The following is a 24673-nucleotide window of genomic DNA, read 5'->3' on the forward strand; positions in this document are numbered from 1 at the left end:
CCTCCTGTTTTTTTGGATATTTGTAACTGTTCAGTACCTTCACAGTTATGGATATTTCTTATTTAAATGTCACGATTGTAACGCCTGTATCGCCTTCGCCAAACTCGCCAAGCCGGTATTCCTTGACATAGCTTAATTTCTTCAAGTGGCGGTGTACGCCCGCTTTCAAAGCGCCGGTTCCACGACCATGTACGACGCGGACCTGCGGAAGATGCGCCAGGTAGGCATCATCCAGGTATTTGTCGAGTACCGGGATCGCCTCATCGACGGTCATGCCAATCAGGTTGACCTCCGGCGATACGCTGAAGGACTTGGACATCTTGATCTTGCTGCTTCCGCTTCCGGATCCGCGGGAACCGCCCGTATGCGTGCCGGAAAGTCCCGGTCCGGTGATGGATGCTTCCTCGACCATTTCCAGATCGCGGATATTGACGAGGGAGCGCAGAATTCCCATCTGTACATACAGATCGCCCTTGGCGTTCGGCAGGGAGCTGACGGTTCCCTTTAAATTCATCGAGAGAACGCGCACGGTATCGCCGAGACGCAGCTTTTTCGCGGAAACGGCTTTTTTCGGTGCGGCGGTTTTCTTAACTGCCAGTTTCTTGTCTACATCCTGGATCTTGCCGCGCAGCTTGGTCCGCTCGGCTTCCAGTTCTTTATTGACGCCGGAAGACTTGGCAAGCTTGTTGATGTTGCGGATCGTCTGATCGGCGGTGTCCTTTGCATCCTGAAGGATCTTCTGAGCTTCCTCGCGGGCTTTGGAAAGCATTTTTTCCTTCTGCTCGGAGAAACGTTCTTCCTTCTGCTGGAGGCGGTTCTTCAGCGTTTCAATTTCCTGTTTATAGGAGGCGATCTCTTCGCGCTCTTTTTCAATGGTCACGCGGCTGTTTTCCAGATTGGCAAGCAGATCCTCGAAGGATTCGTCCTTCTGCTCCATCTGGTTTTTCGCCTCGTCGATGATATAATCCGGCAGCCCCAGCTTGCGGGAAATGGCAAATGCATTACTTTTTCCTGGAATACCGATGAGCAGGCGGTAGGTCGGGCGGAGAGTCTCGACGTTGAATTCGCAGCAGGCATTTTCAACGCCTGGCGCGGTCAGCGCAAAGACTTTTAATTCGCTGTAATGCGTGGTTGCGATTGTCCGGCAGGTCATGTTGTGCAGGAAATTTAAAACCGCAATCGCCAGCGCCGCGCCCTCGGTCGGGTCGGTACCGGAACAGAGCTCATCGAAGAGACAGAGCGAATTGGCGTCCGCCTCATTTAAAATCGAAACGATATTCGTCATATGGGCGGAGAATGTACTCAGATTCTGCTCGATGCTCTGCTCATCGCCAATGTCGGCAAATACATTGTCAAAAACAGCCAGCTCGGATCCCTCAAATGCCGGGATATGGAGTCCTGACTGTCCCATCAGGGTAAAGAGTCCGACGGTTTTTAAAGAAACGGTTTTACCACCCGTGTTTGGACCCGTCACAATCAGAAGGTCAAACGAATCGCCAACCCAGATGTTGATCGGAACGACCTGTTTCGGATTTAAGAGCGGATGGCGTCCGTCCTTGATATTGATATACCGTTTGTTGTTAAATTTCGGTTCCACGCAGTTATAGTGGCGGGAAAGAGCTGCCTTTGCGAAAATAAAATCGAGCTCTGCCAGAATCGAAAGATCCGAGAGGATCGCGTCGGTGTAAGGCATAAGCTGGCTGGAAAGAGCTGCCAGAACGAACTCAATTTCCCGTTTTTCCTGGATTTCCAGCTCGCGCAGTTCGTTGTTCAGCTTGACGATCGCGAGCGGCTCGATAAATACAGTCGAACCGGTCGAGGACTGGTCGTGCACCATGCCTGGGACCTGGGATTTATACTCAGCCTTGACCGGCAGGCAGTAGCGCCCGTCGCGCATTGTGATGACGGCATCCTGTAAATAGGTCCGGCTGGAATTTAAAATAGAATTTAACTGGGTATGGACGCGTCCGCCCACAATCTTCATGGAGCGGCGCACTTTGGCAAGTCCCGGACTTGCGTCATCGCTGACCTCATCCTCGGATGGCAGGCAGCGCTTGATCTCATTGTTGACCGGCGTCAGCGGATCCAGGGCGCGGAAGCGCTCATCAAGGGAATCATCTGGAAATTCTTCGGATTTCTCATGGCGCCCGTAGCTCTGCGCGCGGGCAGCGACTGTCAGCAGGGAGCTGACAGCGAGAAGCTCCGGGATCCCCAGGGAACTTCCGATTTCCAGACGTTTCATGGAACCACGCACATCCTTCACGCCGCCGAAGGAGAGACTTCCCTTCATGCGGACGCGCGTCAGGGCATCGGTCGTCTCCGTCTGGCTCTGCCGGATCGTCCCCAGATCACAGGACGGCTGCAGTTCCCGGCACATCTGTTTTCCCATCTCCGTGGAGGCGTACTCCGTGAGCTGGTCGATGATCTTTGTATATTCGAGAGTTTTTAATGCTTTTTCATTCATGTTGTGGTAATCCTCTTAATTTAAATGGTGTTCACATGATACCGTGACCACTAAATTCGTGAAAGACCTCATTAAGTGGTCAGGTATAAGTTCTCACTAGACTCGAAAAGACCTCGTCAAGTGTTCACATTATATCACATTCCCCGCCGTCTAGCCAAGCATTCGCACTTTTTTCTTGCATAACCTTAAGAAGGAAAGTATAATTAGGATATGTTATGCAAAGGGGAAAGTGAAATGCCGGATTCAGAAGAACTTGAAAAAAAGGAAAAACGGGAATTCATGAGAGAAACGATAGTGAAGCCGCCGCTGACCAGAAAACAGATTGCGAAGCGGGTGGCTCTCTTTGTATGCGCGTCAGCCGCATTTGGAGGAGTCGCGGCGGTTTCGTTTGCGGCGGTAAAGCCGTTTGCGGATCGGTGTTTTCAGGAAAATGGGATGCAGGAGACATCCTCAGTCGAGTTTTCCAAGGACGATCCGGACTCTGTTTCGCCGTCGGACGGTGCAGATGCGGATATGACAGCGCAGCCGGAACAAATGGAGCAGGAGATTGATGAGGCGGTCAGCGAGGCGCTTTCCAGCTATCAGTTTTCCGTAGACAATTTCAATTCGATGACGTCGGTGCTGCGTGGAATCGGGGAACTGGGTGATAAGTCGATCGTGACGGTCAGCTCCGGCAAACAGGATACGGATATATTTGGAAATCCGGTGGAAAATACGGGTGATTATGCAGGTGCAGTCATCGCGGAGAGTGATGGAGAATTTCTGATCTTTACTTACGCCGATGCGGTGCGGGCGGCAGATTCGATCAATGTGAGATTTTCGGATGGAACGAAGATCGCTGGTACAGTGCGCCAGATTGACGAAGTGCTCGGAATGGCAGTTGTGGCGGTGCCGTCCGGCAATCTGCCGGAAGAAGAGCGGAAAAAGGTGCAGGTGCTTTCACTTGCCAATTCATATACGGTCAAGGCAGGCGATGTCCTCGTAGGTATCGGCGGTCCGTCCGGACAGGTGCATTCGCTTTCGTTCGGAACGGTATCCTACGTGGCGCGCAATGTGCAGATTACAGATGGACTGACGCGGATCCTGTATGCGGATATCAGCAGCAATTCGCAGACGGGTACCTTTTTGATCAATACAGCCGGAGAGATGGTCGGCTGGACATCGGAGTCCTGCCGCAGCGAGAGCTGTACAGATCGGACGGCGGCGTACACCATTTCCAGCTACAAGCCGATTCTGGAGCGGCTGACGAATGGCGCTTCGGCGGCATATCTGGGCATCCTGGGACAGGATGTGAGCCGTGCGATGCAGGGGAGCGGCATTCCGGCGGGCGTTTACGTGACGGAGGCAGTCTCCGGCAGCCCGGCATATGACGCTGGCATCCAGCCCGGCGATATTATTGTGAAATTTGGCACAAAGGAGATCGGAAGTTTCAAAGATCTCCAGGCGCAGATTGAAAATTCCGCGAGCGGCGTGTCTGTATCGGTAAATGTGATGCGGAAAGGGCGCGACGGATACACGGAAATTCCATTTTTGGTATCTCTGCGCGCCAGATAGAAATTCAGGAGGATATAGGCAGAATGAGATATATTGAACAGTTCCGGGAAGGAATGAGAGTCTCGGACGTATATTTATGTAAGACGAAACAGCACGCGGTGACGAAAAACGGAAAAGAGTACGCTTCCGTGCTGCTTCAGGATAAAACAGGCACGGTAGACTGCAAAATCTGGGATTTAAGTTCCCCGGGCATCAATGATTTTGAGCCGCTGCAGTACGTCTATGTGGACGGCGATGTGACGGTTTTCCAGGGTTCCAACCAGTTAAATATCAAGCGCATACGCAAGGCGGACGAGGGCGAGTATCAGGAAAGCGATTACCTTCCGGTCAGCTCAAAGGATATCAAGATAATGTATCAGGAGCTGACGGCTCTGGTGCAGTCTTTCCAGAATCCGTACCTGAAAAAGCTGGCATCCAGCTATTTCCTGGAAGATAAGGCATTTGTGAAGAAATTCTGCTTCCATTCGGCGGCGAAGAGTGTGCATCATGGTTTTGTGGGCGGACTTTTGGAACATACGTTAAGTGTTATGAAACTCTGTGATTTCTACACGAAGTCATATCCGGCGCTGAACCGCGATCTGCTTCTGACGGCGGCGCTGTTCCACGACATCGGAAAAGTGCAGGAATTATCCGCATTTCCGGAAAATGATTATACGGACGACGGTCAGCTCTTAGGTCATATCGTGATCGGCACGATGATGGTTGCAGACCGTATTAAGGAGATTCCGGGATTCCCGGCAAAGACAGCGGCGGAGTTAAAGCACTGCATCCTTGCGCACCACGGCGAATTAGAGTACGGTTCCCCAAAGAAACCGGCGCTTCTGGAGGCGCTGGCATTGAATTTCGCGGACAATACCGATGCGAAGATGGAGACGATGCTGGAAGTTTTAAAGAGCGGCGGGGAGAATCCGGGCTGGCTCGGATATAACCGTTTCCTGGAGACGAATGTGAGAAAGACGACGCCGACGGAATAATAATAAGATAACAGACATCTAAAATGAGTCTAAATGTATATAAGAAAAAGAAAACAGCGCTGCACAAGCAGATGCTGCCTTGCAGAAGCGGGGGAACGAAAAAATAGGAATCAGGACTCACCACCTAAAGAGGTGGGAGTCTTCTCGTTTCATAGGGAATTGCGTCCTATGAAACAAAAAACGCTCCGCGGGATGCGCACTCGCGCGAAGAAGAAACATGTCGCAAGCGACCGCGCCCGGCACGAGAATGTGCCAAGGCACATTCTTTTTTAACTGAGATAAATAAGAAAAATGGAGAAGGATACCAGGAAGGTACAGCGGTTCAGCAGGGACCGCACTTTTCTGATATCCTTTTGTTTCATAAAGAAAAATATAGGGGTACAACAGAAAATATGAAAAAACGAGAAAATACAGGCAAAATCATTGGAAAGGTGTTCGGAGAAGCCAGGGCACTTGGCGTCACTGCCTTAGCGGCGGCAGTCATGCTTTCCGGATGCGGAAACGCTGGAAATCAGGCGCAGAAAGGCGGTTCCGGCGCAGAACAGACGGAAAATGTTGAAAACGGCGAAAATGCAGCGGAAAATACCCAAATAAGCGTTATTATCGCGATGCCGCCGACTTCAGAGCCGGAGGCGGGCTTTGATCCGGCATATGGCTGGGGCGCGGGCGAGCATATGCATGAACCGCTGATCCAGAGTACCCTGACAGTGACAGAAGCAGATTTGAGTATCGGGTATGATCTGGCGACAGATGTGGAGACCTCCGAGGATGGAATGACATGGACGGTGACGATCCGCGACGATGCGAAATTCACGGATGGCGAGGCGCTGACCGCGGAGGATGTGGCATTCACTTATAACACATTGAAAAAGACGAGTTCCGTCAACGATTTTTCAATGCTGAAACAGGCGGAGGCGATCGATGATGTGACGGTTGTGTTTGAGATGGAACGCCCGTTTGCTATCTGGTCATACACGATGGCGGTGACGGGAATTGTGCCGGAGCATGCATATGGAACGGATTACGGCACACATCCGATCGGTTCCGGGCGATATATCCTGAAACAGTGGGACAAGGGGCAGCAGGTGATTCTGGAAGCCAACCCGGATTATTATGGGGATGCGCCGAAGATGCGGCAGGTCACGATTCTCTTTATGGAAGAGGATGCGGCATTTGCGGCGGTGCGCGCCGGGCAGGTGGATGTGGCGTACACGGCGGCGTCCTATGCAGACCAGTCGGTTCCAGAATTCAGTCTTTTGGACTGTGAGACGGTGGACAACCGTGGATTTAACCTCCCGGCGGTGCCGGAGACGGTACGGGAGGATGGCGTAAAAATCGGCAATGATTTTACCGCGGATGTGCAGGTGCGCCGGGCGATCAACCTGGCGATTGACCGGCAGGAAATGATCGATCATGTGTTAAATGGTTACGGCAGCCCGGCATATAGTGTCTGTGACAAGATGCCGTGGTACAACGATGAAATGGAGAACATTTCCTATGATGTGGAGAAGGCGGAAGAGATGCTGGGTGCGGCGGGATGGAAGAAAAATGCTGACGGCATCCGCGAAAAGGATGGAGTGAAAGCCATTCTGGAATTTCTCTATCCGACCGGGGATTCGGTGCGTCAGGCGCTGGCAGCCGATACGGCACAGCAGTTAAAAGAGATTGGAATTGACGCATCGATCCGCGGCACCGGCTGGGATACTGCGTATGACGAGGCACAGTCGCAGCCGCTTCTCTGGGGCTGGGGCGCGCACACGCCGATGGAATTTTATAATATTTACCATACAAAGGCAGATACGGGGCTGGCAGAATATTCGCCGTATGCGAATGAGACTGTGGACGCTTATATGGATGAGGCCCTGGCAGCACCGGATCTGGAAAGTTCGTATGAATTGTGGAAAAAGGCGCAGTGGGACGGCGAGACGGGTGTTTCAGCCGAGGGTGATCTTCCGTGGATCTGGCTGGTGAATGTCGATCATCTGTACTGGGTGAGAGACGGGCTTCATGTCGCAGAGCAGAAGGTGCATCCGCACGGTCACGGCTGGTCCATCGTCAACAATGTCGATCGGTGGTACTATGAGTAGGATGAAATGGTTTGGGCGCAGTCTGCTGCACCTGATTCTGCTGCTTTTGGCAGTCAGTCTGGTATCGTTTCTGCTGGTGTCGATGTCTCCGGTCGATCCGCTGCAGACGAATGTCGGGCAGACGGCGCTCGGCTCGATGGCGCCGGAGCAGATCGAGAAGCTGCAGGCGTACTGGGGCGTTGGTGTGCCGGTCTGGAAGCGCTTCTTTAGCTGGATTTCGGGCATCTGTCATGGTAATTTTGGCATTTCCCTTCTGTACCGCAGACCGGTGCTGGAGGTGATCGCGGAAAAGGCGTCTGCGTCAGTGTGGCTCCTTCTGTCTGCGTGGCTGTTTTCGGGAATCGTGGGGATATTTTTAGGAATTGCAGCGGCGGCAAAACGGGGCAAGTGGGTGGATCGCCTGATTACGGGCTATTGCATCGTGATCGCGGGAACGCCGTCCTTCTGGCTGGCGCTGGTGCTGCTGCTTCTCTTTACAGTGCAGCTTCCCATCTTCCCAATCGGGTTCAGTGTCCCGGTGGGAATGGCGGCGGACGAGGTCAGCCTGGCGGATCGCCTGTATCACGCATTTCTGCCGGCGTGTACGCTGGGACTGACAGGGATTTCTTCGATTGCGATGCACACGCGCGAAAAAGTGATTGAGATTCTGGAAAGTGATTACGTACTCTATGCGCGGGCGCGGGGCGAGAGCGGCTGGCGGCTGATTTTCCGGCATGGACTCCGCAACCTGCTTCTCCCGGTAATTACGCTGCAATTTGGCTCGATCAGCGAGATTTTCGGCGGTTCGGTGCTGGTGGAACAGGTCTTTTCCTATCCGGGACTCGGACAGGCGGCGGTCACGGCGGGGCTGGGAAGCGATATCCCGCTTCTGATGGGAATTACACTCATCAGTGCCGTGCTTGTATTTGCAGGAAATGCAGCGGCGGATGGGCTGTACCGGCTGGTCGATCCGAGACTTAGGAAAGGAGGCAGGGCATGAGAAAGAAAACACTCTGGCTGCTGGGAATTTCCCTCCTTTTCCTGATTCTGGTGACAGTGCTTGGAATCGTCTGGGAGGATGCCGCACAGCAGGTCGATTTTGCGAGAAAAAACCTGCCTCCGGGAACCGGCGGGCTGTTTGGAACCGACTGGATGGGGCGGGATATGCTGAAACGGACGGTTGCGGGGCTTTCTTTAAGCATCCGGCTGGGGCTTCTGACCGCGGCGATCAGCGCCGCGGTGGCATTGGCGCTTGCATTGCTGGCGTCGCTTGGCGGGGGACTGATAGATTCATTGGTATGCGGGCTGATTAATCTGGTAATGGGAATCCCGCACATGATTCTCCTGATCCTGATTTCCTACAGTCTGGGAAAGGGATTCCGGGGTGTGGCAGCCGGGATTGCCCTGACGCACTGGGCGTCGCTGGCGAGACTTTTGCGGGCGGAAATCTTACAGATCCGGGAAAGTCCGTATGTGCGGATCTCCGAAAAACTGGGGAAAAAGCCCTGGTGGATTGCCTGGAACCACATCGTCCCGCAGGTATCGCGGCAATTTGTGACCGGGTTAATTCTTCTCTTTCCCCATGCGATTCTTCATGAGGCTGGCGTGACCTTTCTGGGCTTCGGTCTTTCCTCCGAGCAACCGGCGATCGGTGTTATTTTATCCGAGAGTATGTCGTACCTGATTACCGGAAAATGGTGGCTGGCGCTCTTTCCGGGCGCGGCACTGGTGCTGGTAACGCTGGGATTTCAGGCGATCGGGCAGAGCCTGGGGCGGCTGATGGATCCGGGGAGCGCGCATGAGTAGAGGATGCTGGGAATGAGGCAGAAAAACATATATTTTGATAAAATGATGCGATTAAGACAAAAACAATCAAAAACGATGCGGCTATCAGATTTGGAACAGACAGATGTTCTCAAAGAACGGAGATTGCGTGAAAATCGTGATTCCATGGAAAAGCCGATATTGAAAATTCAAAATCTAAACTTATATTTTACGCAGTATGCGCGTGGGCTTAGACGGCGCGAACTCCATCCGCTCCGCGACCTTTCCTGCAAACTTTTCAGTGGGGAGCTGACGGCGGTGGTCGGGGCGAGTGGTTCGGGAAAAAGCCTGCTGGCGCACGCGATTCTGGGGATCTTGCCGTACAACTGCCGGATGGAAGGAAAAATTTCCTATCAGGGAGAGGTTCTGGATGAGACGCGGCTTGCCGGGCTGCGGGGCAATGGGATTTCCCTGATTCCGCAGGGGGTTTCCTATCTCGATCCGTTGATGCGGGTCGGGGATCAGATCTGTGGCGGCAGAAAAGATGAAGCGACGCGGGCAAAATGCCGCCAGCTTTTGAAGCGGTACGGGCTGGATGAATCAGTGGAAAAATGTTATCCATTTGAGCTGTCGGGCGGCATGGCGCGGCGCGTCCTGATGGCAGCGGCACTGATGCAGGAGCCGAGGCTGATTGTGGCGGATGAACCGACACCGGGGCTGGAGGCGATGACCGCGCGCCATGTGATCCGTCATTTAAAAGAGATGGCACAGGACGGGGCAGCGGTGCTTCTGATTACTCATGATCTGGAACTGGCGATTGAGATGGCGGACCGGATTCTGGTGTTTTATGACGGGACGATTCTGGAGGAAGTAAAGCCGGAGAACTTCCGGGAGGGACGGAATCTGAAAGAGCCATACACGCAGGCGCTCTACCGGGCACTGCCGGAACATGAATTTTTTGGAGGAGAATGAGATGTCACTAAAGGCAGAAAACCTATCTTTTTCGTATGAAAATGGAGGGCGCCACGTGCTGACGCGTATTTCCCTGAAAATTGAGCCAGGAGAGCGCGTGGGTCTGGTGGCGCCGAGCGGATATGGAAAAACGACGCTGTGCCGCCTGCTGGCGGGATATGAGAGACCGGAGGCGGGAACGGTAGAGATTGACAGCATACCGATTGAGAATATCCGGGGCTGTATGCCGGTGCAGTTAATCTGGCAGCACCCGGAGCAGGCGCTCAACCCATGCTGGCGGATGCGCCAGGTTCTCAGTGAGGGCGGTCAGGTGGATGGGGAGAGCCGGGGACGGCTTGGCATCCGGGAAGAATGGCTGGATCGTTTTCCATCGGAGCTTTCCGGCGGCGAACTGCAGCGGTTCTGTATTGCCAGAGCGCTGGCGGCAAATCCGCGGTATCTGCTGGCGGATGAGATTACCGCGATGTTTGACGCAGTGACCCAGAGCCAGATCTGGCAGGCGCTTTTGCATGAGGCAAAGGAGCGGGAGCTGGGAATGGTGATTGTGAGCCATTCGGAATCTCTTTTGAAGCGGATTTGCACGCGGCGGATTGATTTAAAGGCATTGCAGGAAAAGATGGCAGCAGTTTAGCCGGTTCACATATTGACAGAGAAAATCGGGATTGACCGAGCGGAATGGAACAATCGGGATTGACCGAGCTCATAAGAGCGAGGGATGCTTCTTGTCCAAAGGACAAGAAGATGGGCGATAGTAAGAGATTAATAATTCGGGATTTGGTAAGGAGGAGAAATGGACGTTCGGAAGCTGTTGGAAGAGGTAAAACAGGGGACTACGAGTATTGAGGAAGCGGAGAATGCGTTCAAGAATCTTCCTTACGAAGATTTAGGGTATGCGAAGCTGGATCTGCACCGGAAATTGCGTTCGGGATTCCCAGAGACGGTGTTCTGCCAAGGAAAGCCGGATGCCTATCTGGCGGATATTTTCGAGACGCTGTACCGGGAAAATGGGGAAGTACTCGGAACGCGGGCGACGCCGGAGCAGTGGAATCTAGTGCGGGCGCGCATCCCGGAGATAGAATACGATCCGGTTTCAAAAATTTTGCAGGCGAGAAAATCATCGGAGACACCGCGGAAGCTGGAAGGGCTGGTGGCAGTCTGCACAGGCGGAACCGCGGATATCCCGGTTGCGGAGGAAGCTGCCAAAACGGCAGAATTTTTCGGCTGCCGCGTGGAGCGCTACTATGATATAGGGGTGGCGGGCATCCATCGCCTTTTATCCAAACGCGAGGTGATTGCGCGGGCAAACTGCGTGATTGCGGTGGCGGGAATGGAAGGCGCGCTTGGCACAGTTGTCGCCGGGCTGGTGGAAAATCCGGTCATTGCGGTTCCGACCTCGGTCGGCTATGGTGCAAGTTTTCATGGACTGTCGGCATTGATCACGATGATTAATTCCTGTGCGAACGGCATTTCGGTTGTAAATATAGATAACGGCTACGGCGCAGCATATCTGGCGGCGCAGATCAACCGCCTGGCGGTGCGGGAGCCGAAGAAGACGGCAGAGTGATAGTGGTTTGTGATAATTGCATAAAAGCGAAAAACGGAAATGTATCAATAAAATGAGAAAAGTAGAGGGAGAAGTAAAAATGGATGAGAAAATCTTATATCTGGATTGTGCGTCTGGAATCAGTGGAGATATGACGGTTGGCGCACTGTTGGATCTTGGAGCAAGCCGGGAAAAACTGGTACGGGCATTGGACAGCCTGGGCGTATCCGGGTATCATCTGCATTTTGGGCGGACGAAGAAATGTGGAATCGATGCGTATGATTTCGATGTACATTTAGAGGAAGAAGAGCATCATCATCATGACCACGAACATGGTCATGAGCACGAACATAGCCATGATGAGCACGACCATGAGCATCATCACGATCATGAACACACTCACGACCATGAGCACAGCCATGATCACGCTCACACCCACGATCATATGCATCCTCACGTCCACCGCAACATCCATGACATTTTCGAGATCATCGATCGTCTGGATGCATCTGACCGCGTTAAAAACCTGGCGCGCCGGATGTTTGAGATTGTGGCGGGGGCAGAGTCGAAAGCACACGGAATCCCGGTCAGCGAGGTTCATTTCCATGAAGTCGGTGCAATTGACTCGATTGTGGATGTTATCAGTGCGGCATTCTGCCTGGAGGATCTGGGAATCCACCGCGTGGTGGTATCGCCGCTTTCCGAAGGTCATGGATTCGCGCGCTGCCAGCACGGTTTAATGCCGGTTCCGGTTCCGGCGACGGCGAATATCGCAGCGGCACAGGGCTTGGAACTGACGCTTCGGGATGTCGAAGGAGAGATGGTAACGCCGACCGGCGCGGCGATCGCGGCGGCATTCCGGACAGAAGCGGCGCTTCCGAAGAAGTACCAGATCGAAAAGATCGGTATCGGCGCCGGAAATAAGGATTTCGCGCACGCGAATATCCTGCGGGCGATGCTTCTGACGGATAAAACGGTGGAAGTAGAAACCGGAAAAGACGGTCACGACGAGAGCTCCATGTGGGTCATGGAGGCAAACCTGGATGACTGCACCGGCGAGGCGCTGGGATATGCGATGGAGGTGCTTCTGGAAGCGGGCGCCAGAGATGTGTGGTACACACCGGCATATATGAAGAAAAACCGTCCGGCGTATGTGCTTCATGTACTGACAACGGCAGAAAAACGGGAAGAATTAGAACAGCTTGTCTTCTCCTGTACGACCACGATCGGTGTGCGCCGTTATCCAGTAGAGAGGACGATACTGCCACGGGAAGTAAAGGAGATCCAGACCCGTTACGGGGCAGCAAAGGTAAAAATCTGCAAGCGCGGCGGCGTGGATACGTGCTATCCGGAGTATGAGAGCGTGCGCGCGATCTGCCGGGAGACAGGGAAGCGCTTCATGGAAGTATTCCACGGAGTAATGGAAGACGGAAGTATTAGTTTACAGTAGGCACTTTTGAGATTGAAAAACGGCACAGTGCATTCTCGTTAGATAATTAAGAGGAGAATCAAGAACCATGGAAAATAAACCAATGATATCAGAGACAGAAAAAAGAGAAGCTTTAAAACATTTCATGGCAGAAAAAGCGAAAGCACCGGTCTGTGTCGCCTTTTCGGGCGGTGTGGACAGCAGCCTGATTCTCAAGCTGGCGTGTGATACGGCGAAGAAGACGGGAATGCCGGTTTATGCTGTGACATTTCACACCATGCTGCACCCAGCCTGTGATCTGGAGATCGCGGAGCGGGTGGCAAAGGAGCTGGGCGCGATCCATAAAATTATCCAGGTCAATGAGATGGAGCTGGAAGCCATCCGGATGAATCCGGTCAACCGCTGTTATATCTGCAAACACCACCTGTTCGCGACACTTCTGGATTTTGCAAAAGAAGAGGGGATTCCGTGCGTGATGGACGGAACCAATGAGAGCGACCTGCATGTGTACCGCCCGGGTATCCAGGCACTCCGTGAGCTGGGGGTCGTCAGTCCACTTGCACAGTGCGGACTGGAGAAAAAGGATGTCAAGGCATTTGCGGCTGACTTAGGAATTTCCGTTGCATCCCGTCCGTCCATGCCATGTATGGCGACCCGCCTTCCATATGGAACTTCCTTTGACATGGAAGTTTTGAAGCGGATTGAGAAAGGCGAAGATTATCTTCGAAGCGTGTTTGGCGGAAATGTGCGCCTGCGCCTGCATGGCGATATTGTCCGGATCGAGGTGGATGCGGATAAATTTGAAAAAGCGATTGCCGAGCGGGAGACGATCTGCAGGACATTAAAAGAAATGGGATTTCTGTACATTACACTCGATCTGGAAGGTTTCCGGTCGGGAAGTATGGATATAGTGGAGAAACTCAACGCGCTGGTCGGGAAATGAATGTAAAGGAGATGGAAATCCCATGCAAGAAGAATGTATTGTCTGTAAAGCACCTCTTATTTATCTGGAACAGGATGAATGGATGGAGTGCGAATTATGTCATAAAAAAGAATTGAGCAAGACCAGATGCCAGAACGGGCATTATGTCTGTAATGATTGTCATACGAAGGGACTGGACACCATTCTTTCCCTGTGTATAGACGAAACATCCAGAAATCCGATCGAGATTGTCCGGAAGATGATGGATGCACCGTTTTGCCATATGCATGGACCGGAGCATCATGTCATGGTGGGAGCGGCGCTGCTTACTGCATATAAAAATGCGGGAGGTGCTATTAATCTGCGGGAATCTGTGATGGAAATGCTGAACCGTGGGAAAGCCGTTCCAGGAGGAACCTGCGGATTCTGGGGTGCCTGCGGAGCGGGAATCAGCGCAGGTATGTTTGTATCTATCTTGTCTGGGGCGACGCCGCTGACGGAGGAATCCTGGGGACTTTCGAATCAGATGACATCAAAAGCACTGGAAGCGATTTCGCGCACCGGCGGTCCGAGGTGTTGTAAAAGAGATTCTTATCTGGCGATTCTGGCGGCGGTTGATTTTGTAAAAACGCATTTTGGAATCGAAATGGAATGCACAGAAGTCCAGTGTACGCATTATACTCAGAACAATCAGTGTATTGGCAAGCGCTGTCCATTTTGGCGATTTGATGATAGTATTTGACTATAAATGGATAAACGGAGATAATAAAGCTGCGATATAATTAGATTGTGCGAGATGGGATTGCAGTTTGCATAATGTGTGAACTGTGATGAGAGAGCAATTTCTCGTGTAATAGGAAATTCCCTGGAATGCCCTATTACACAAAAAGGCACATCCTTTTTTACGTGGAAAAATCGAAATTTATAAAGGAGAATATTGATGAAACTATTTTTATGTTCACATTTTTCAAGTGTAGGAAGTCTGATAAAGGAAGAAATTGAAAATAAAAAAGTCGCATTTATTCCAACAGCTTCGCTGCGTGAAGGCTACACCGGTTATGTCGGCTCGGCTCGAAAGCTATTCAATAAACTGGGAGCAACCGTAACGGAAATTGATATTTCAACGGAGGCTTATTTAACGATACAGTCCGTTTTTGAAGATGCGGATGTGATCTATTTTACTGGTGGAAATTCTTTCTTCCTTATGGATCAGCTCCGTAAAACGAGAACGGATGAGCTATTGAAGAAGGAATTGGCAAAGGGAAAACTGATGATCGGTGAATCGGCGGGTGCGATTATATGCGCTCCAACTATCCAATATATTGAACAAATGGATGAAAAGCCGGAGGACTACTCACAAGAAGATGATGCAGGGCTTGATTTGATTGATTTCTATGTTCTTCCGCATTATCTTACAGCACCATTTAAGAAAGTTACTGAGAAAATAATGACTGAATTTTCGGATTTGAATCTATGCCCAATTAACAACCGTCAGGGAATTGTAATCGATGGTGAAGGTTCAAAGGTTATTTGCAAAGACTAATTTGAAAATTCCAGTTTGAAAAATTGAGAAATCGTAAAATTGAAGAAAAGGAATGCACAGTTCTTAGCATATCGGGAACTGTGCATTTCTGTAAATAAATACTTTTAATTAGCCGATTACGGCATCCTCTGCTGTAAAATGTTCCAGAGAATTTTCTTTTACCTGAATGCAGATATAAGTAATTCCAGAAATATCGGATGCAAAAAACTGACGCTTTGCAGAAGGTGCGATTTTTAGCCAGTCTCCAGTTGAAAGACTGATTTCTTCTCCATCAATTATGGCTTTGCCGTTACCTGAAAGAATTCCATAGATTTCTTCATTTTCTTTATGAGAATGAACAAATGGGACATTTGCTCCTGCAGGTAGTTCGTTTAAACTGATTTCTGCACCTGTTAAAGACAACTTTTCATGCAGCTCAATTCGGTTTTCCTTTCCAATAGTTGTTTTTGTGTAATTTGCCATAATAACCTCCATAGTTAATTTGTAGTTTCTGGTTGCTTGGTATTAGTATAGTGTGAGACACATACAAAAACAAGTACGCACCTTTTTGTAACTGTACACTCAAAAATGAATGTGTTACAATAGACTCGGAGGTGAGAATTATGCGAGCAAAAGAAGAATTACCGGAATGCCCAGTTGCAACAGCAGTATCTCTTATCGGAGGAAAATGGAAACTGCTGATTTTGCGTAACTTGAAAGAGCGTCCATGGAGATTCAATGAGCTACAACGAAGTATAGATGGTATTTCACAAAAGGTTTTGACAGATAGTTTAAGACAAATGATGAGTGATGGGCTGGCATATCGCCACGATTACCATGAGCAGCCACCGAGAGTTGAATACGGCTTAACTGAACTCGGAACAAAAATGCTTCCAATTGTTAATTCACTTGCTGACTTTGGTAACTACTATAAATCAATTATTGAACAGAATTAAGGACGTTAGTATTTGAAAAGATCGAACAATTCCAGTTTGTATAACAGGAATTTATCAGAAAATGAGGAATAGTTGAAATGGAGGCGCTATAATAACATGAAGATTGAAGGGAACCAGAAAGAACTGGATGCAATGGTAGAATTTCATAAGGGAAACCGTGTCGAGGGACTGAGATTGCAAGAAGAATTTGCAGCGGAATTTCGTAAGGAGTATAAAGACAAAGATCACTGTCCTTGCCTGAAAGCCTGTCGTTATCACGGAAACTGTAAGGAATGTGTAGCAATCCACAGAGCGCATCAGGAACATGTTCCTAATTGTATGCGACCATTGATTAATAAAAAATTGAAATTGATGTCAGAATTAACAGAGCATACCTTGGCAAATGAAATAGAAGCTCCACATGAGATTTTAAGAAAATAGGCAAGTCAAATTCCCGTTTATTGGGAAGTCGCAGAGAACGAAAAATCGGAAGTTTACAGCGAGGTGAAAGAGGTTGAATTATGTAGAATATGGAAAAGAAAACAAATATGATGATAATATATTTTTTCAAAAATACAGTCAAATGAGTCGCTCACAGCAGGGACTAGCCGGTGCAGGAGAATGGGAAACATTGAGAAAGCTGCTGCCGGATTTTAAAGATAAGCGTGTGCTTGATTTAGGATGCGGCTATGGATGGCACTGTATTTATGCGATGGAACACGGAGCGTCTTCTGTTGTGGGTGTTGATATTTCTCATAAAATGCTCGAGGTAGCCAAAGAAAAAACACATTTTCCACAGGTTGAATATAAATGCTGTGCTATAGAAGATGTGGAATTCCCAGAGGAGAGTTTTGATGTAATATTAAGTTCACTTGCGTTTCACTATGTAGCAGATTATGAGATTTTAGTAAAAAAGATATATAGAATACTGAAGTCTGGTGGTAAGCTAGTTTTTACGGTTGAACATCCTGTTTTTACTGCCTATGGAACACAAGACTGGCATTATAACGAAAAAGGAGAAATACTGCATTTTCCGGTGGATAATTATTATTATGAGGGCAAACGGACAGCTGTCTTTTTGGGAGAAAAGGTTACAAAATATCATAGAACACTGACCACATATCTAAATACACTGCTTTCAAATGGTTTTATAATAAATCATATTGTGGAGCCGCAGCCGCCGGAATACATGATGGATATTCCGGGGATGCAGAATGAAATGCGCCGTCCCATGATGCTGATTGTATCGGCGAACAAAAAAGTGGATAGATAGAACTAAAACACCTATAAGGTATAAATGGAGGTAATTTATGTTTAAAGAAAAAATTATTATAGAGATGAAAGAAGTATTCAAAGAAATTCCTTTTGGCATAGAGCATACTCTCAAAGTTTTGAAAAATGCAGAAGATATAATGAAAGGAGAAAATATCGGAGAGGAAGAAAAAGAATTCATCAGTATTATTGCTATACTACATGATATTGGTGCGGTTGAAGCACAAAAAAAATACGGTTCTATTGATGGTGTCTATCAAGAAAAGGAAGGACCAGAAGTAGCGAAAGAAATATTAAAAAAGGTAGGCTATAACAAAAATATTGATAGAATATGCTTTATAATAGGCAACCATCATACTCCATCTAAAATTGATGGACTTGATTTTCAAATACAATGGGAAGCTGATTTGCTTGAAAATTTAACGGTTATGGATAAAGAAAAAGAACAGGAAAAGATAAAAAAGTGTATAGATGAAAACTTTAAAACAAACACAGGAAAAAGGATAGCTTATAATCGCTTTATTTTAGATTAGTAGTAGATTATTACAGTTATGTATTTTATATCGCAAAGAAAAAATAGTAGTTAAGTTTAACCCTAGGGTTAAATGATGAATATGTTGAGGGCATTTTTGTTTCTGGTGAAATGCAATCGCAGGGTATAGGTAAAATTCTGCTGAATTATGCAAAGGACAAAAGGAGTAAGTTGTACTTGAACGTATACCAAAAGAATGCACGGGCAATATCTTTTTATAAGAGAGAAGGATTTGAGATTCAGCATAGTGGCTTAGATGAGGCTACCGGAGAAAAAGATTATGTAATGACATGGCAACACAAATAGAAATTCCAGTTTGGTTATAAGATCGGATTTATCAATGATGCTGAGATATGGTTACTCATGTTAAAAAAACGCAATACCTCTGTTCATATATATAATGAGGATGAAATAGACGAGTTGATTCTGCTGATATGCGATAGCTTTATTCTGGCTTTCACGGTTCTTAAAGATACACTTGTGAAGAAGCTGGAGGAAGCAGAAAGCGATTGGATGTAAAAAAGCAGTCGATAACCCTGGGAGGAGTCCGTGGTGAAGGATAAAGCAGTATATACATGTACATATAAATCAAAGTTAGGCGATATTCTGCTGGCGGCAGACGCGATCGGGCTCACGGGTCTGTGGTTTGAGGGGCAGAAGTATTTTGCAAATACACTTCCAGACGGAGTTATTTCACAGGAACCCCTAATTTTAACAGAGGCAAAGAGATGGCTGGATATCTATTTTTCTGGCAAGGAACCGGATTTTACTCCGGCGCTGCATCCGACCAGTTCAGTGGGGCATAACGAGATTTCCATTATCATCCCATGCCACCGCGTGGTGGGAACGAGTGGAAGCCTGACTGGGTATGCGGGTGGAATTGAGAAGAAGGTGGCACTACTTATGCTGGAACATACCGATATGAGTCGTTTCTTTGTGCCGAAGAAAGGAACGGCGCTTTAGTTATTAAGTGGAAAAATCGGGATTTGCGTTGAGGTATAGAAAATAGAATGAAGAATTCAAAGGTTAAAATAATCGCTTTAATAATGTGGATTATTTTTGAAATTGTAGCTGTTGTGTTATGGCTATCAAAAGATAATATTTTTTATTTATTGAATTTTAGTTATATTGGTACGTCAATAGCATTAGGTCTAGTGTTGATGGCTAACAATCAACCATATGCAAGAAGAATTGTCCAGTTACTTGTTGGTACATATATGCTGGTTTACCTTGGACTTATTGATAATGAAAATATGCAGATAGAGGGATTCTGGTATTACTTATTTACTGGAGTTTTCGAGGCCGCAACAATTCATTATGCAGTAGCAAAGATATTCGGTCCACTGATATTTGGAAGAGGCTGGTGTGGATTTGCTTGTTGGACTGCAATGATACTTGATTTTTTACCATATAAAACTCCTCAAAGTCATGAAAGACGAAAAATTGGGTGGATAAGGTATATCGCGTTTGCTGTATCATTGATCTTTGTTTCCGTACTTTTCTTGTGTAAAGTGGATAACATTGAACGAATAATGTTTTGGGCATTTTTGATAGGGAATATTGTTTATTATTTAGTTGGAATTGCAACGGTGTACAAAGGGAACATAATAAAAAACTTAATAATGGACTGCCAATCTTACACAAAGTACCGCCCAAACGAGACTACGGGCGGTATTTTTGTATCATGGCGGAGAAAGGAGGAACTTCCCACGGGGGCTTGACTGAAAAGTTGAGCCCCTTTTTTCATGCCAAAAAACAGGAGGTAAATGCTTATGGCAGATGATAAAACCACAAAAACGCCGGAACAGACGGTAACGGATAGCGGGCCGGGCAAGGAAACGCCTCCCGCTCCCCCAAAAGAGCCGGGGAAGGTTTCCGTTTCCCCGGAGCCGGAAAAAAAGACGGAACCAGAGGTAAAGAACCCACAGGTTTCTGTCTATAACTTCGCTGAAATTATGAAGGAAAAGAAAGTCGAGGAACGGGCGGCAGCTCCCGGCGTGGAAAAGCCTGACCCGGCAAAAGCGGAGAAACCGGAAAAGCAGCCGGAGGCTCCGAAAAAAGCAGAGGAAAAACCCAAAGAGCCGGAACAGCCGAAGCGCCGGGGCCGTCCCCCGAAAGCAAATAAGGACAAGGACGCAGCCCCGAAGTCCAAAGTTCCCGCACAGAAACCGGAAAAGGCGGTCAAAAAGGAACCGGAGAAAAAAACGGCTCCAACGATACAGGCCGCTCCCGCTCCGAAAGGACCCGAAAAGCCAAAGGATGCTCCACGCCGGGGCAAGGAGCAGATCGTCTATATCAAGCTGAACGAACTCCACGCCTTCAAGAACCATCCCTTTGAAGTCCGGGATGATGAAGAAATGCGGGCTATGGTGTCCAGCGTCAAGGACAAGGGCGTGACCCAGCCCGCTATCGTCCGTCCCCGTGAGGATGGCGGCTATGAGGTCGTGTCCGGCCACCGCCGCCAGAAAGCCAGTGAGCTTGCCGGATATGCGGATATGCCCTGTATCGTCCGAAACCTGACAGATGATGAAGCCATCACACAGATGGTGGAGGACAATCTGAACCAGCGTGAAGAAATCCTCCCCAGTGAGCGGGCCAAAGCCTTAAAAATGCAGCTTGAAGCCATCAAGCACCAGGGCTCCCGCACTTCGGGCCAGATTGACCCGAAGGACGCAGGTAAACGCTCCAACGAGATCGTGGCCGAGCGGAACAAGATGGCCGTCAAGCAGGTGCAGCGGTATATCCGTCTCAATGAGCTGGTTCCAGACCTGATGAAGCTGATGGATGAAAAAAAGCTGGGTTTTACTACGGCGGTGGAGCTTTCCTATATCGGCAAGAAGAACCAGAACTATATCGCCGTCGCCATTGACAGCCAGCAGTCCTCGCCTTCACAGGCGCAGGCAAAGCGTATGCGTGAGTTGGACGAAAAGAAGCTACTCAACGGGGACGTGATCGACGGCATTATGATGGAGGACAAAAAGGAGGTAGACAAAGTGATTTTGACAGGTGCGGAACTGAGCAAGTATTTCGGCAAGGAAACTACGCCGAGGGAAATGAAGGACCAGATTATCAAGCTGCTGGACGACTGGAAGGGCCAGCAGAAGGAACACGAAAAGCCGGAGAAGAAAAACGAACAGGAAAAGTAAGCCGAAACTTCGGGTCAACGTGGCCCGAGGATTGCGGGGCTCTGCCCCGCGCCCCGAAGCTCTGGAGATATAAATTATTCCCCGTCGCCAGTTATTCCGTAGCATAGCCGGGAAAATCAGTCAAGGGCAGCGCCGCCGCAGGCGGTGCCAGAGGCACCCTTGACGGATTTCTCCCGGTTATGCTTTTTCCCGATCAAGCGACGGGGATATAAATTCTCCAGAGCTGTTCCCCTTCCCGGGGGAAGGGGCGGAGGGGTTGGGCGATACCTTGCTTTTCCCTAAACCAAAACAGAAATGGAGGTTCAACCAATGAAACGACCTTTAGCATACCTGACCGCCGCATGGAGCGGCGAGCCGGATGTTGATATGGAGCTGGCGACCCACTACTGCCGCCTTGCTTATGAGGCGGGCTTTTCCCCGATCTGCCCGCTCTTGTATCTGCCGCTGTTTTTGAATGACAGCGTTCCCGAGGAACACAAGGCCGGGATTGATATGCGCCGGGATATGCTGCGGCGCTCCCACACCCTGATTGTCTGCGGCAGCGCTGTGGACGAGGATGTAAAAAATGATATTGCGGTTGCCGGGCGGCTGGGCATTGCGGCGACCACACTGGAAGGGGTGCTTGCCGTGAAGGGACACGGCACCCCGGGCCATGCCGGACATTAAGCTGGGGAGCCTTTTCGACGGGATCGGCGTGTTCCCTCTGGCTGCTTCCCGGTGCGGTATCCGTCCGGTATGGGCCAGTGAGATTGAAAAAGCGCCCATCTCCATAACCAAAAGGCACTTTCCCGACATGGTGCATTTGGGGGATATTACGAAGGTGGACGGCGGGAAAATCCCGCCGGTTCATGTAATTACCTTCGGTTCCCCCTGTCAGAACCTTTCTCTGATCGGCAACCGCTCCGGCCTTGCCGGGGCAAAATCAAGCCTGTTCTATCAGGCGTTTCGTATCATACAGGAAATGAGGGATGCTACTGATAACCTATATCCAGCTATCGCTGTTTGGGAAAACGTCATGGGAGCGTTTTCTACAAATGACCGGATGGACTTTAGAACCGTCTTATCCGCCTTCTCGGACACCGAAGTTCCAATGCCTCCTTCGGGAAGATGGGGAAACGCCGGAATGGTGCGAGGGGGAACGCCTGATGTGTGCTGGCGACTCATGGACGCCCAGTATTGGGCAGGCTCCCGAAGGCTGGCACGAAGGCAGCGGATTTTCGTCGTGGCGGATTTTGGAGGCAGACGTGCCGCAGACATACTATTTAAGCCCCGTCCAATGCTCCCACTTCCTCCGCCTTGCGGAGAGGGCGGGTGGGCCGCCGCCGAAGGAGATCGAACAGCTTCTTTTGAAACAGGGCGGCAGATACCAGTCATCCACCCCTTTCAGTGCTTCCGTATGCGGGGAGCGGCAAAAAGGCAGGAAGAAACGGCCTTCCGAAACAGCTTCGGATTACCAACTGACCCTTTTCCCACTCTTTTAGCCAGTGATGTAACGCCCTTTGCCTTCTGGTATGAGGGCGACCCGAAGGGCGGCTGTATCCGTTTTCTGACGGAAACGGAAAGCGAACGGCTGATGGGGCTGCCAGAGGGCTGGACAAAGTACGGGGCGGACGGCGTGGAGATCCGGCCTCTGCAACGCTACAAGGCACTGGGAAACGCGATTGCCCTCCCTTGCGCCGATTACATTATGGCCGGGATTTATGAGGTGCTGGCTGACCGGGCCGGAAAGGAGGAATGAGCCCATGTTTGAAGCCTATATAACCAATACAGCCCTATACCCCTTAATGGGGATTGAGGTAGGGACAACGGTACATTTCCCCATGACGACACAGGAGTTGCAGGCCGCCCTTGCCAAAATCGGGATAGACGGGAAACGGTACAGCGAAGTGTTCTTTACCAGCTTTGACAGTGATGTGCTGGGGCTCTACGATTATCTCTACGAATGTGAGAACATCGACGAGCTGAACGAGCTGGGCCACGCCCTGCTGGAAGTACGGGATAAGGGCGGACTGGAAACCTTTGAAGCCGCTCTTGTCTTGGGAAACCACACAAGGAGCGTGAAGGATTTGATAAACCTGACGCAGAACCTTGACCTTTACCGCTTTTACCCGGATATTTCCGATGATGAAGGGCTGGGCCGTCTTTACGCCGACGAGCTTGGGACTATCGACATACCGGAGCACATTCAGAACTACTTCGATTATGAGGCATACGGGCGGGATGTGCGTATCAACGAGGGCGGCGTATTCGCTCCCGGTGGGTATGTGTCGGCAGTCCCGGAGGGCTTCAAGGAGTATTACCACGGGCCGCAGGACATTCCGCCGGAACACCGGATATTTGCCTATCCTGAAAAGGCCGAGCCTGTCCACTCCATTCTCGCTACACTCAAACGGTTTCAAGAAGCCCCACCCGCTCCGAAAAAGGACAAGGCGGAGACTTCCCATGAAGAACGGTAAGACTTCGGGCCAGCATGGCCCGAAGCATAAAGGAGGTGCATACCATCAACTATTACCCTATCAATGAAGGAGCCGCCCGCCGGGCAAAAGAAATGAACAGCTTTTCCGACTACAAGGAAGGGAGCGCAACGGCGGAATACCGGGCAATGGTGGACAAGGCCGCCGCCATAGCGGAACAGCAGAAATCCCGGGTAGACCCCATGTACCATGAGAAGATCGACCATCTGCTGGACACCTACGCCCGCAAGCTGGCCGAAAACATGAACCAGGGCTTTGCCATTGACGCAAGGGTTCCCTCTGTGATGATCGCCGGACCTGCCAATTTCCCGGTGGGAAAGAAGGAAAAACAGAACCGGGCCCGGGACAGCAACATGGAGGAATGGCGGTATATTCAAGGGCTGCTGGATAAGATACGCAGTACCGGCATGGGCGGGATCAGCGCCGATGACCCGGCAGCGATTGAAAAGCTCCAGAAGAAGCTGGACGGGCTGGAACGCTCCCAGCTCATTATGAAGGAGGTCAACGCCTATTACCGCAAGCATGGCAAGCTGGACGGTTGTGCGCTGCTGTCGCCGGACCAGATTGAAAAACTGAAAGCAAGCATGGCGTCAAGCTGGCGGAGCGACCCGAGGCCCTTTGAAAGCTACCAGCTTACCAACAACAATGCGGAGATCCGCCGGGTAAAGGCCCGTATCGAACAGCTTTTCAAACAGGCGCAGCGGGAGTTTTCCGGCTGGGAGTTCGACGGGGGCCGTGTGGAGATGAACCGGGAGGACAACCGCTTGCAGGTGTTCTTTGACGGAAAGCCTGACGCGGACACCCGGGCCGAGCTGAAAAGCAGCGGCTTTCGTTGGGCTCCCAGCGTGGGCGCATGGCAGAGGCAGCTCACGGACAACGCCATCCGGGCGGCTGACCGTCTGGAATGTATCAAGCCGCTGTCCGGCGAAAAGCCCTCCCAGCTTCAAAAGAAGCCCTCTATCTTGCAGACCATGCGGGAACAGGGCGAAAAAGTCCAGACGGAGCCGGAAAAGAAAGCTCCGTCCGGCAGAGATGCCGAGCGGTAAGCCTCGGGCCACATTGGCCCGAGGTTTTCTGTTCCCCGAGATTGTACGGGGGCCTCCC

26 protein-coding genes and 1 pseudogene are annotated in these 24673 nt (G+C 50.2%); 25 read left to right on the top strand and 2 right to left on the bottom strand.

Annotated features, from left to right (window positions below):
• Nucleotides 1-58 precede the first annotated feature (58 nt).
• Nucleotides 59-2464, bottom strand: a complete 2406-nt coding sequence (locus DXC57_RS13125) for an endonuclease MutS2 (protein ID WP_117796702.1) — start codon at nucleotides 2462-2464, stop codon at nucleotides 59-61.
• 279 nt (nucleotides 2465-2743) lie between these two features.
• On the opposite strand from DXC57_RS13125, the gene DXC57_RS13130 reads away from it, so the two are divergent.
• The 12 genes from DXC57_RS13130 to DXC57_RS13185 all read left to right on the top strand — a co-directional run bounded on the left by DXC57_RS13130 (nucleotide 2744) and on the right by DXC57_RS13185 (nucleotide 15231).
• Nucleotides 2744-4018 carry a S1C family serine protease gene (locus tag DXC57_RS13130; protein ID WP_243101480.1) on the top strand — a complete coding sequence of 425 codons (1275 nt, stop codon included), beginning with the start codon at nucleotides 2744-2746 and terminating at the stop codon, nucleotides 4016-4018.
• A 23-nt stretch (nucleotides 4019-4041) separates the two neighbouring features.
• Nucleotides 4042-4992 carry an HD domain-containing protein gene (locus DXC57_RS13135; RefSeq protein WP_022358800.1) on the top strand — a complete coding sequence of 317 codons (951 nt, stop codon included), beginning with the start codon at nucleotides 4042-4044 and terminating at the stop codon, nucleotides 4990-4992.
• Between the two features lie 392 nt (nucleotides 4993-5384).
• Nucleotides 5385-7079: an ABC transporter substrate-binding protein gene (locus tag DXC57_RS13140; protein WP_118653042.1), complete on the top strand. Its 1695-nt coding sequence runs from the start codon at nucleotides 5385-5387 to the stop codon at nucleotides 7077-7079.
• Nucleotides 7072-8058 (top strand): ABC transporter permease, encoded by a 987-nt coding sequence (locus DXC57_RS13145; protein ID WP_347502109.1) that lies wholly within the window; start codon nucleotides 7072-7074, stop codon nucleotides 8056-8058. Before DXC57_RS13140 ends, DXC57_RS13145 begins: the two co-directional genes overlap by 8 nt.
• Nucleotides 8055-8864: an ABC transporter permease gene (locus tag DXC57_RS13150; protein WP_118653044.1), complete on the top strand. Its 810-nt coding sequence runs from the start codon at nucleotides 8055-8057 to the stop codon at nucleotides 8862-8864. Before DXC57_RS13145 ends, DXC57_RS13150 begins: the two co-directional genes overlap by 4 nt.
• 90 nt (nucleotides 8865-8954) lie before the next feature.
• Nucleotides 8955-9794 (top strand): ABC transporter ATP-binding protein, encoded by an 840-nt coding sequence (locus DXC57_RS13155; RefSeq protein WP_243101481.1) that lies wholly within the window; start codon nucleotides 8955-8957, stop codon nucleotides 9792-9794.
• Between the two features lies 1 nt (nucleotide 9795).
• Nucleotides 9796-10425: an ATP-binding cassette domain-containing protein gene (locus DXC57_RS13160; RefSeq protein WP_118653046.1), complete on the top strand. Its 630-nt coding sequence runs from the start codon at nucleotides 9796-9798 to the stop codon at nucleotides 10423-10425.
• Between the two features lie 159 nt (nucleotides 10426-10584).
• A complete protein-coding gene (larB, locus tag DXC57_RS13165) occupies nucleotides 10585-11358 on the top strand; it encodes a nickel pincer cofactor biosynthesis protein LarB (protein ID WP_118653048.1) in 774 nt (257 codons plus the stop codon).
• 79 nt (nucleotides 11359-11437) lie between these two features.
• Entirely contained in the window at nucleotides 11438-12787 is a 1350-nt protein-coding gene (larC, locus tag DXC57_RS13170; protein ID WP_118653050.1) for a nickel pincer cofactor biosynthesis protein LarC, read from the top strand.
• A gap of 67 nt (nucleotides 12788-12854) precedes the next feature.
• Entirely contained in the window at nucleotides 12855-13709 is an 855-nt protein-coding gene (gene larE, locus DXC57_RS13175; protein WP_207665182.1) for an ATP-dependent sacrificial sulfur transferase LarE, read from the top strand.
• A 22-nt stretch (nucleotides 13710-13731) separates the two neighbouring features.
• Entirely contained in the window at nucleotides 13732-14430 is a 699-nt protein-coding gene (locus tag DXC57_RS13180) for a DUF5714 domain-containing protein (RefSeq protein ID WP_118653052.1), read from the top strand.
• Nucleotides 14431-14628: 198 nt separating this feature from the next.
• Nucleotides 14629-15231, top strand: coding sequence for a Type 1 glutamine amidotransferase-like domain-containing protein (locus DXC57_RS13185; RefSeq protein WP_118653054.1), 603 nt, complete (start codon nucleotides 14629-14631; stop codon nucleotides 15229-15231).
• Between the two features lie 108 nt (nucleotides 15232-15339).
• On the opposite strand, the gene DXC57_RS13190 is transcribed toward DXC57_RS13185, so the two are convergent.
• The gene (locus DXC57_RS13190) at nucleotides 15340-15693 is read right to left on the bottom strand and encodes a cupin domain-containing protein (protein WP_117597549.1); all 354 of its coding nucleotides are present in this window, start codon (nucleotides 15691-15693) and stop codon (nucleotides 15340-15342) included.
• Between the two features lie 140 nt (nucleotides 15694-15833).
• On the opposite strand from DXC57_RS13190, the gene DXC57_RS13195 reads away from it, so the two are divergent.
• From DXC57_RS13195 to DXC57_RS13260, 13 genes and pseudogenes are all read left to right on the top strand, one after another.
• Complete coding sequence (locus DXC57_RS13195) at nucleotides 15834-16166, top strand: helix-turn-helix domain-containing protein (RefSeq protein WP_008373705.1); 333 nt, start codon at nucleotides 15834-15836, stop codon at nucleotides 16164-16166.
• A gap of 96 nt (nucleotides 16167-16262) precedes the next feature.
• A complete protein-coding gene (locus tag DXC57_RS13200; protein WP_004613237.1) occupies nucleotides 16263-16586 on the top strand; it encodes a hypothetical protein in 324 nt (107 codons plus the stop codon).
• A gap of 142 nt (nucleotides 16587-16728) precedes the next feature.
• Nucleotides 16729-17418, top strand: a complete 690-nt coding sequence (locus DXC57_RS13205) for a class I SAM-dependent methyltransferase (RefSeq protein ID WP_118653120.1) — start codon at nucleotides 16729-16731, stop codon at nucleotides 17416-17418.
• A gap of 37 nt (nucleotides 17419-17455) precedes the next feature.
• Nucleotides 17456-17950: an HD domain-containing protein gene (locus DXC57_RS13210; RefSeq protein WP_008981870.1), complete on the top strand. Its 495-nt coding sequence runs from the start codon at nucleotides 17456-17458 to the stop codon at nucleotides 17948-17950.
• Between the two features lie 62 nt (nucleotides 17951-18012).
• A pseudogene (locus DXC57_RS13215) lies at nucleotides 18013-18255 on the top strand (GNAT family N-acetyltransferase); the annotation flags it as partial.
• A 21-nt stretch (nucleotides 18256-18276) separates the two neighbouring features.
• Nucleotides 18277-18468 carry a nucleotidyltransferase substrate binding protein gene (locus tag DXC57_RS13220; RefSeq protein ID WP_279221104.1) on the top strand — a complete coding sequence of 64 codons (192 nt, stop codon included), beginning with the start codon at nucleotides 18277-18279 and terminating at the stop codon, nucleotides 18466-18468.
• Nucleotides 18469-18501: 33 nt separating this feature from the next.
• Nucleotides 18502-18912, top strand: coding sequence for a methylated-DNA--[protein]-cysteine S-methyltransferase (locus tag DXC57_RS13225; protein WP_118653056.1), 411 nt, complete (start codon nucleotides 18502-18504; stop codon nucleotides 18910-18912).
• Between the two features lie 47 nt (nucleotides 18913-18959).
• Nucleotides 18960-19670, top strand: coding sequence for a 4Fe-4S ferredoxin (locus tag DXC57_RS13230; protein ID WP_243101483.1), 711 nt, complete (start codon nucleotides 18960-18962; stop codon nucleotides 19668-19670).
• A gap of 45 nt (nucleotides 19671-19715) precedes the next feature.
• Nucleotides 19716-21095 carry a ParB/RepB/Spo0J family partition protein gene (locus DXC57_RS13240; RefSeq protein WP_118653058.1) on the top strand — a complete coding sequence of 460 codons (1380 nt, stop codon included), beginning with the start codon at nucleotides 19716-19718 and terminating at the stop codon, nucleotides 21093-21095.
• 309 nt (nucleotides 21096-21404) lie between these two features.
• Entirely contained in the window at nucleotides 21405-21761 is a 357-nt protein-coding gene (locus DXC57_RS13245) for a hypothetical protein (RefSeq protein WP_173015368.1), read from the top strand.
• A complete protein-coding gene (locus DXC57_RS13250; RefSeq protein WP_118653060.1) occupies nucleotides 21748-22833 on the top strand; it encodes a DNA cytosine methyltransferase in 1086 nt (361 codons plus the stop codon). Before DXC57_RS13245 ends, DXC57_RS13250 begins: the two co-directional genes overlap by 14 nt.
• 4 nt (nucleotides 22834-22837) lie before the next feature.
• Nucleotides 22838-23551, top strand: coding sequence for an antirestriction protein ArdA (locus tag DXC57_RS13255; protein ID WP_118626794.1), 714 nt, complete (start codon nucleotides 22838-22840; stop codon nucleotides 23549-23551).
• Nucleotides 23552-23565: 14 nt separating this feature from the next.
• Nucleotides 23566-24615 carry a hypothetical protein gene (locus DXC57_RS13260; protein ID WP_118653062.1) on the top strand — a complete coding sequence of 350 codons (1050 nt, stop codon included), beginning with the start codon at nucleotides 23566-23568 and terminating at the stop codon, nucleotides 24613-24615.
• Nucleotides 24616-24673 lie beyond the last annotated feature (58 nt).

It is taken from the genome of Clostridium sp. TF06-15AC, from assembly GCF_003481165.1.
GTDB lineage: Bacteria > Bacillota > Clostridia > Lachnospirales > Lachnospiraceae > Otoolea > Otoolea fessa.

What these genes read in the sequence shown, in the direction of transcription:
- DXC57_RS13125 (WP_117796702.1), bottom strand. Translation starts at nt 2,464, where the DNA reads ATGAATGAAAAAGCATTAAAAACTCTCGAATATACAAAGATCATCGAC.
- DXC57_RS13130 (WP_243101480.1), top strand. Translation starts at nt 2,744, where the DNA reads ATGAGAGAAACGATAGTGAAGCCGCCGCTGACCAGAAAACAGATTGCG.
- DXC57_RS13135 (WP_022358800.1), top strand. Translation starts at nt 4,042, where the DNA reads ATGAGATATATTGAACAGTTCCGGGAAGGAATGAGAGTCTCGGACGTA.
- DXC57_RS13140 (WP_118653042.1), top strand. Translation starts at nt 5,385, where the DNA reads ATGAAAAAACGAGAAAATACAGGCAAAATCATTGGAAAGGTGTTCGGA.
- DXC57_RS13145 (WP_347502109.1), top strand. Translation starts at nt 7,072, where the DNA reads ATGAGTAGGATGAAATGGTTTGGGCGCAGTCTGCTGCACCTGATTCTG.
- DXC57_RS13150 (WP_118653044.1), top strand. Translation starts at nt 8,055, where the DNA reads ATGAGAAAGAAAACACTCTGGCTGCTGGGAATTTCCCTCCTTTTCCTG.
- DXC57_RS13160 (WP_118653046.1), top strand. Translation starts at nt 9,796, where the DNA reads ATGTCACTAAAGGCAGAAAACCTATCTTTTTCGTATGAAAATGGAGGG.
- larB (WP_118653048.1), top strand. Translation starts at nt 10,585, where the DNA reads ATGGACGTTCGGAAGCTGTTGGAAGAGGTAAAACAGGGGACTACGAGT.
- larC (WP_118653050.1), top strand. Translation starts at nt 11,438, where the DNA reads ATGGATGAGAAAATCTTATATCTGGATTGTGCGTCTGGAATCAGTGGA.
- larE (WP_207665182.1), top strand. Translation starts at nt 12,855, where the DNA reads ATGGAAAATAAACCAATGATATCAGAGACAGAAAAAAGAGAAGCTTTA.
- DXC57_RS13180 (WP_118653052.1), top strand. Translation starts at nt 13,732, where the DNA reads ATGCAAGAAGAATGTATTGTCTGTAAAGCACCTCTTATTTATCTGGAA.
- DXC57_RS13185 (WP_118653054.1), top strand. Translation starts at nt 14,629, where the DNA reads ATGAAACTATTTTTATGTTCACATTTTTCAAGTGTAGGAAGTCTGATA.
- DXC57_RS13190 (WP_117597549.1), bottom strand. Translation starts at nt 15,693, where the DNA reads ATGGCAAATTACACAAAAACAACTATTGGAAAGGAAAACCGAATTGAG.
- DXC57_RS13195 (WP_008373705.1), top strand. Translation starts at nt 15,834, where the DNA reads ATGCGAGCAAAAGAAGAATTACCGGAATGCCCAGTTGCAACAGCAGTA.
- DXC57_RS13200 (WP_004613237.1), top strand. Translation starts at nt 16,263, where the DNA reads ATGAAGATTGAAGGGAACCAGAAAGAACTGGATGCAATGGTAGAATTT.
- DXC57_RS13205 (WP_118653120.1), top strand. Translation starts at nt 16,729, where the DNA reads ATGAGTCGCTCACAGCAGGGACTAGCCGGTGCAGGAGAATGGGAAACA.
- DXC57_RS13210 (WP_008981870.1), top strand. Translation starts at nt 17,456, where the DNA reads ATGTTTAAAGAAAAAATTATTATAGAGATGAAAGAAGTATTCAAAGAA.
- DXC57_RS13230 (WP_243101483.1), top strand. Translation starts at nt 18,960, where the DNA reads ATGAAGAATTCAAAGGTTAAAATAATCGCTTTAATAATGTGGATTATT.
- DXC57_RS13240 (WP_118653058.1), top strand. Translation starts at nt 19,716, where the DNA reads ATGCTTATGGCAGATGATAAAACCACAAAAACGCCGGAACAGACGGTA.
- DXC57_RS13245 (WP_173015368.1), top strand. Translation starts at nt 21,405, where the DNA reads ATGAAACGACCTTTAGCATACCTGACCGCCGCATGGAGCGGCGAGCCG.
- DXC57_RS13250 (WP_118653060.1), top strand. Translation starts at nt 21,748, where the DNA reads ATGCCGGACATTAAGCTGGGGAGCCTTTTCGACGGGATCGGCGTGTTC.
- DXC57_RS13255 (WP_118626794.1), top strand. Translation starts at nt 22,838, where the DNA reads ATGTTTGAAGCCTATATAACCAATACAGCCCTATACCCCTTAATGGGG.
- DXC57_RS13260 (WP_118653062.1), top strand. Translation starts at nt 23,566, where the DNA reads ATGGCCCGAAGCATAAAGGAGGTGCATACCATCAACTATTACCCTATC.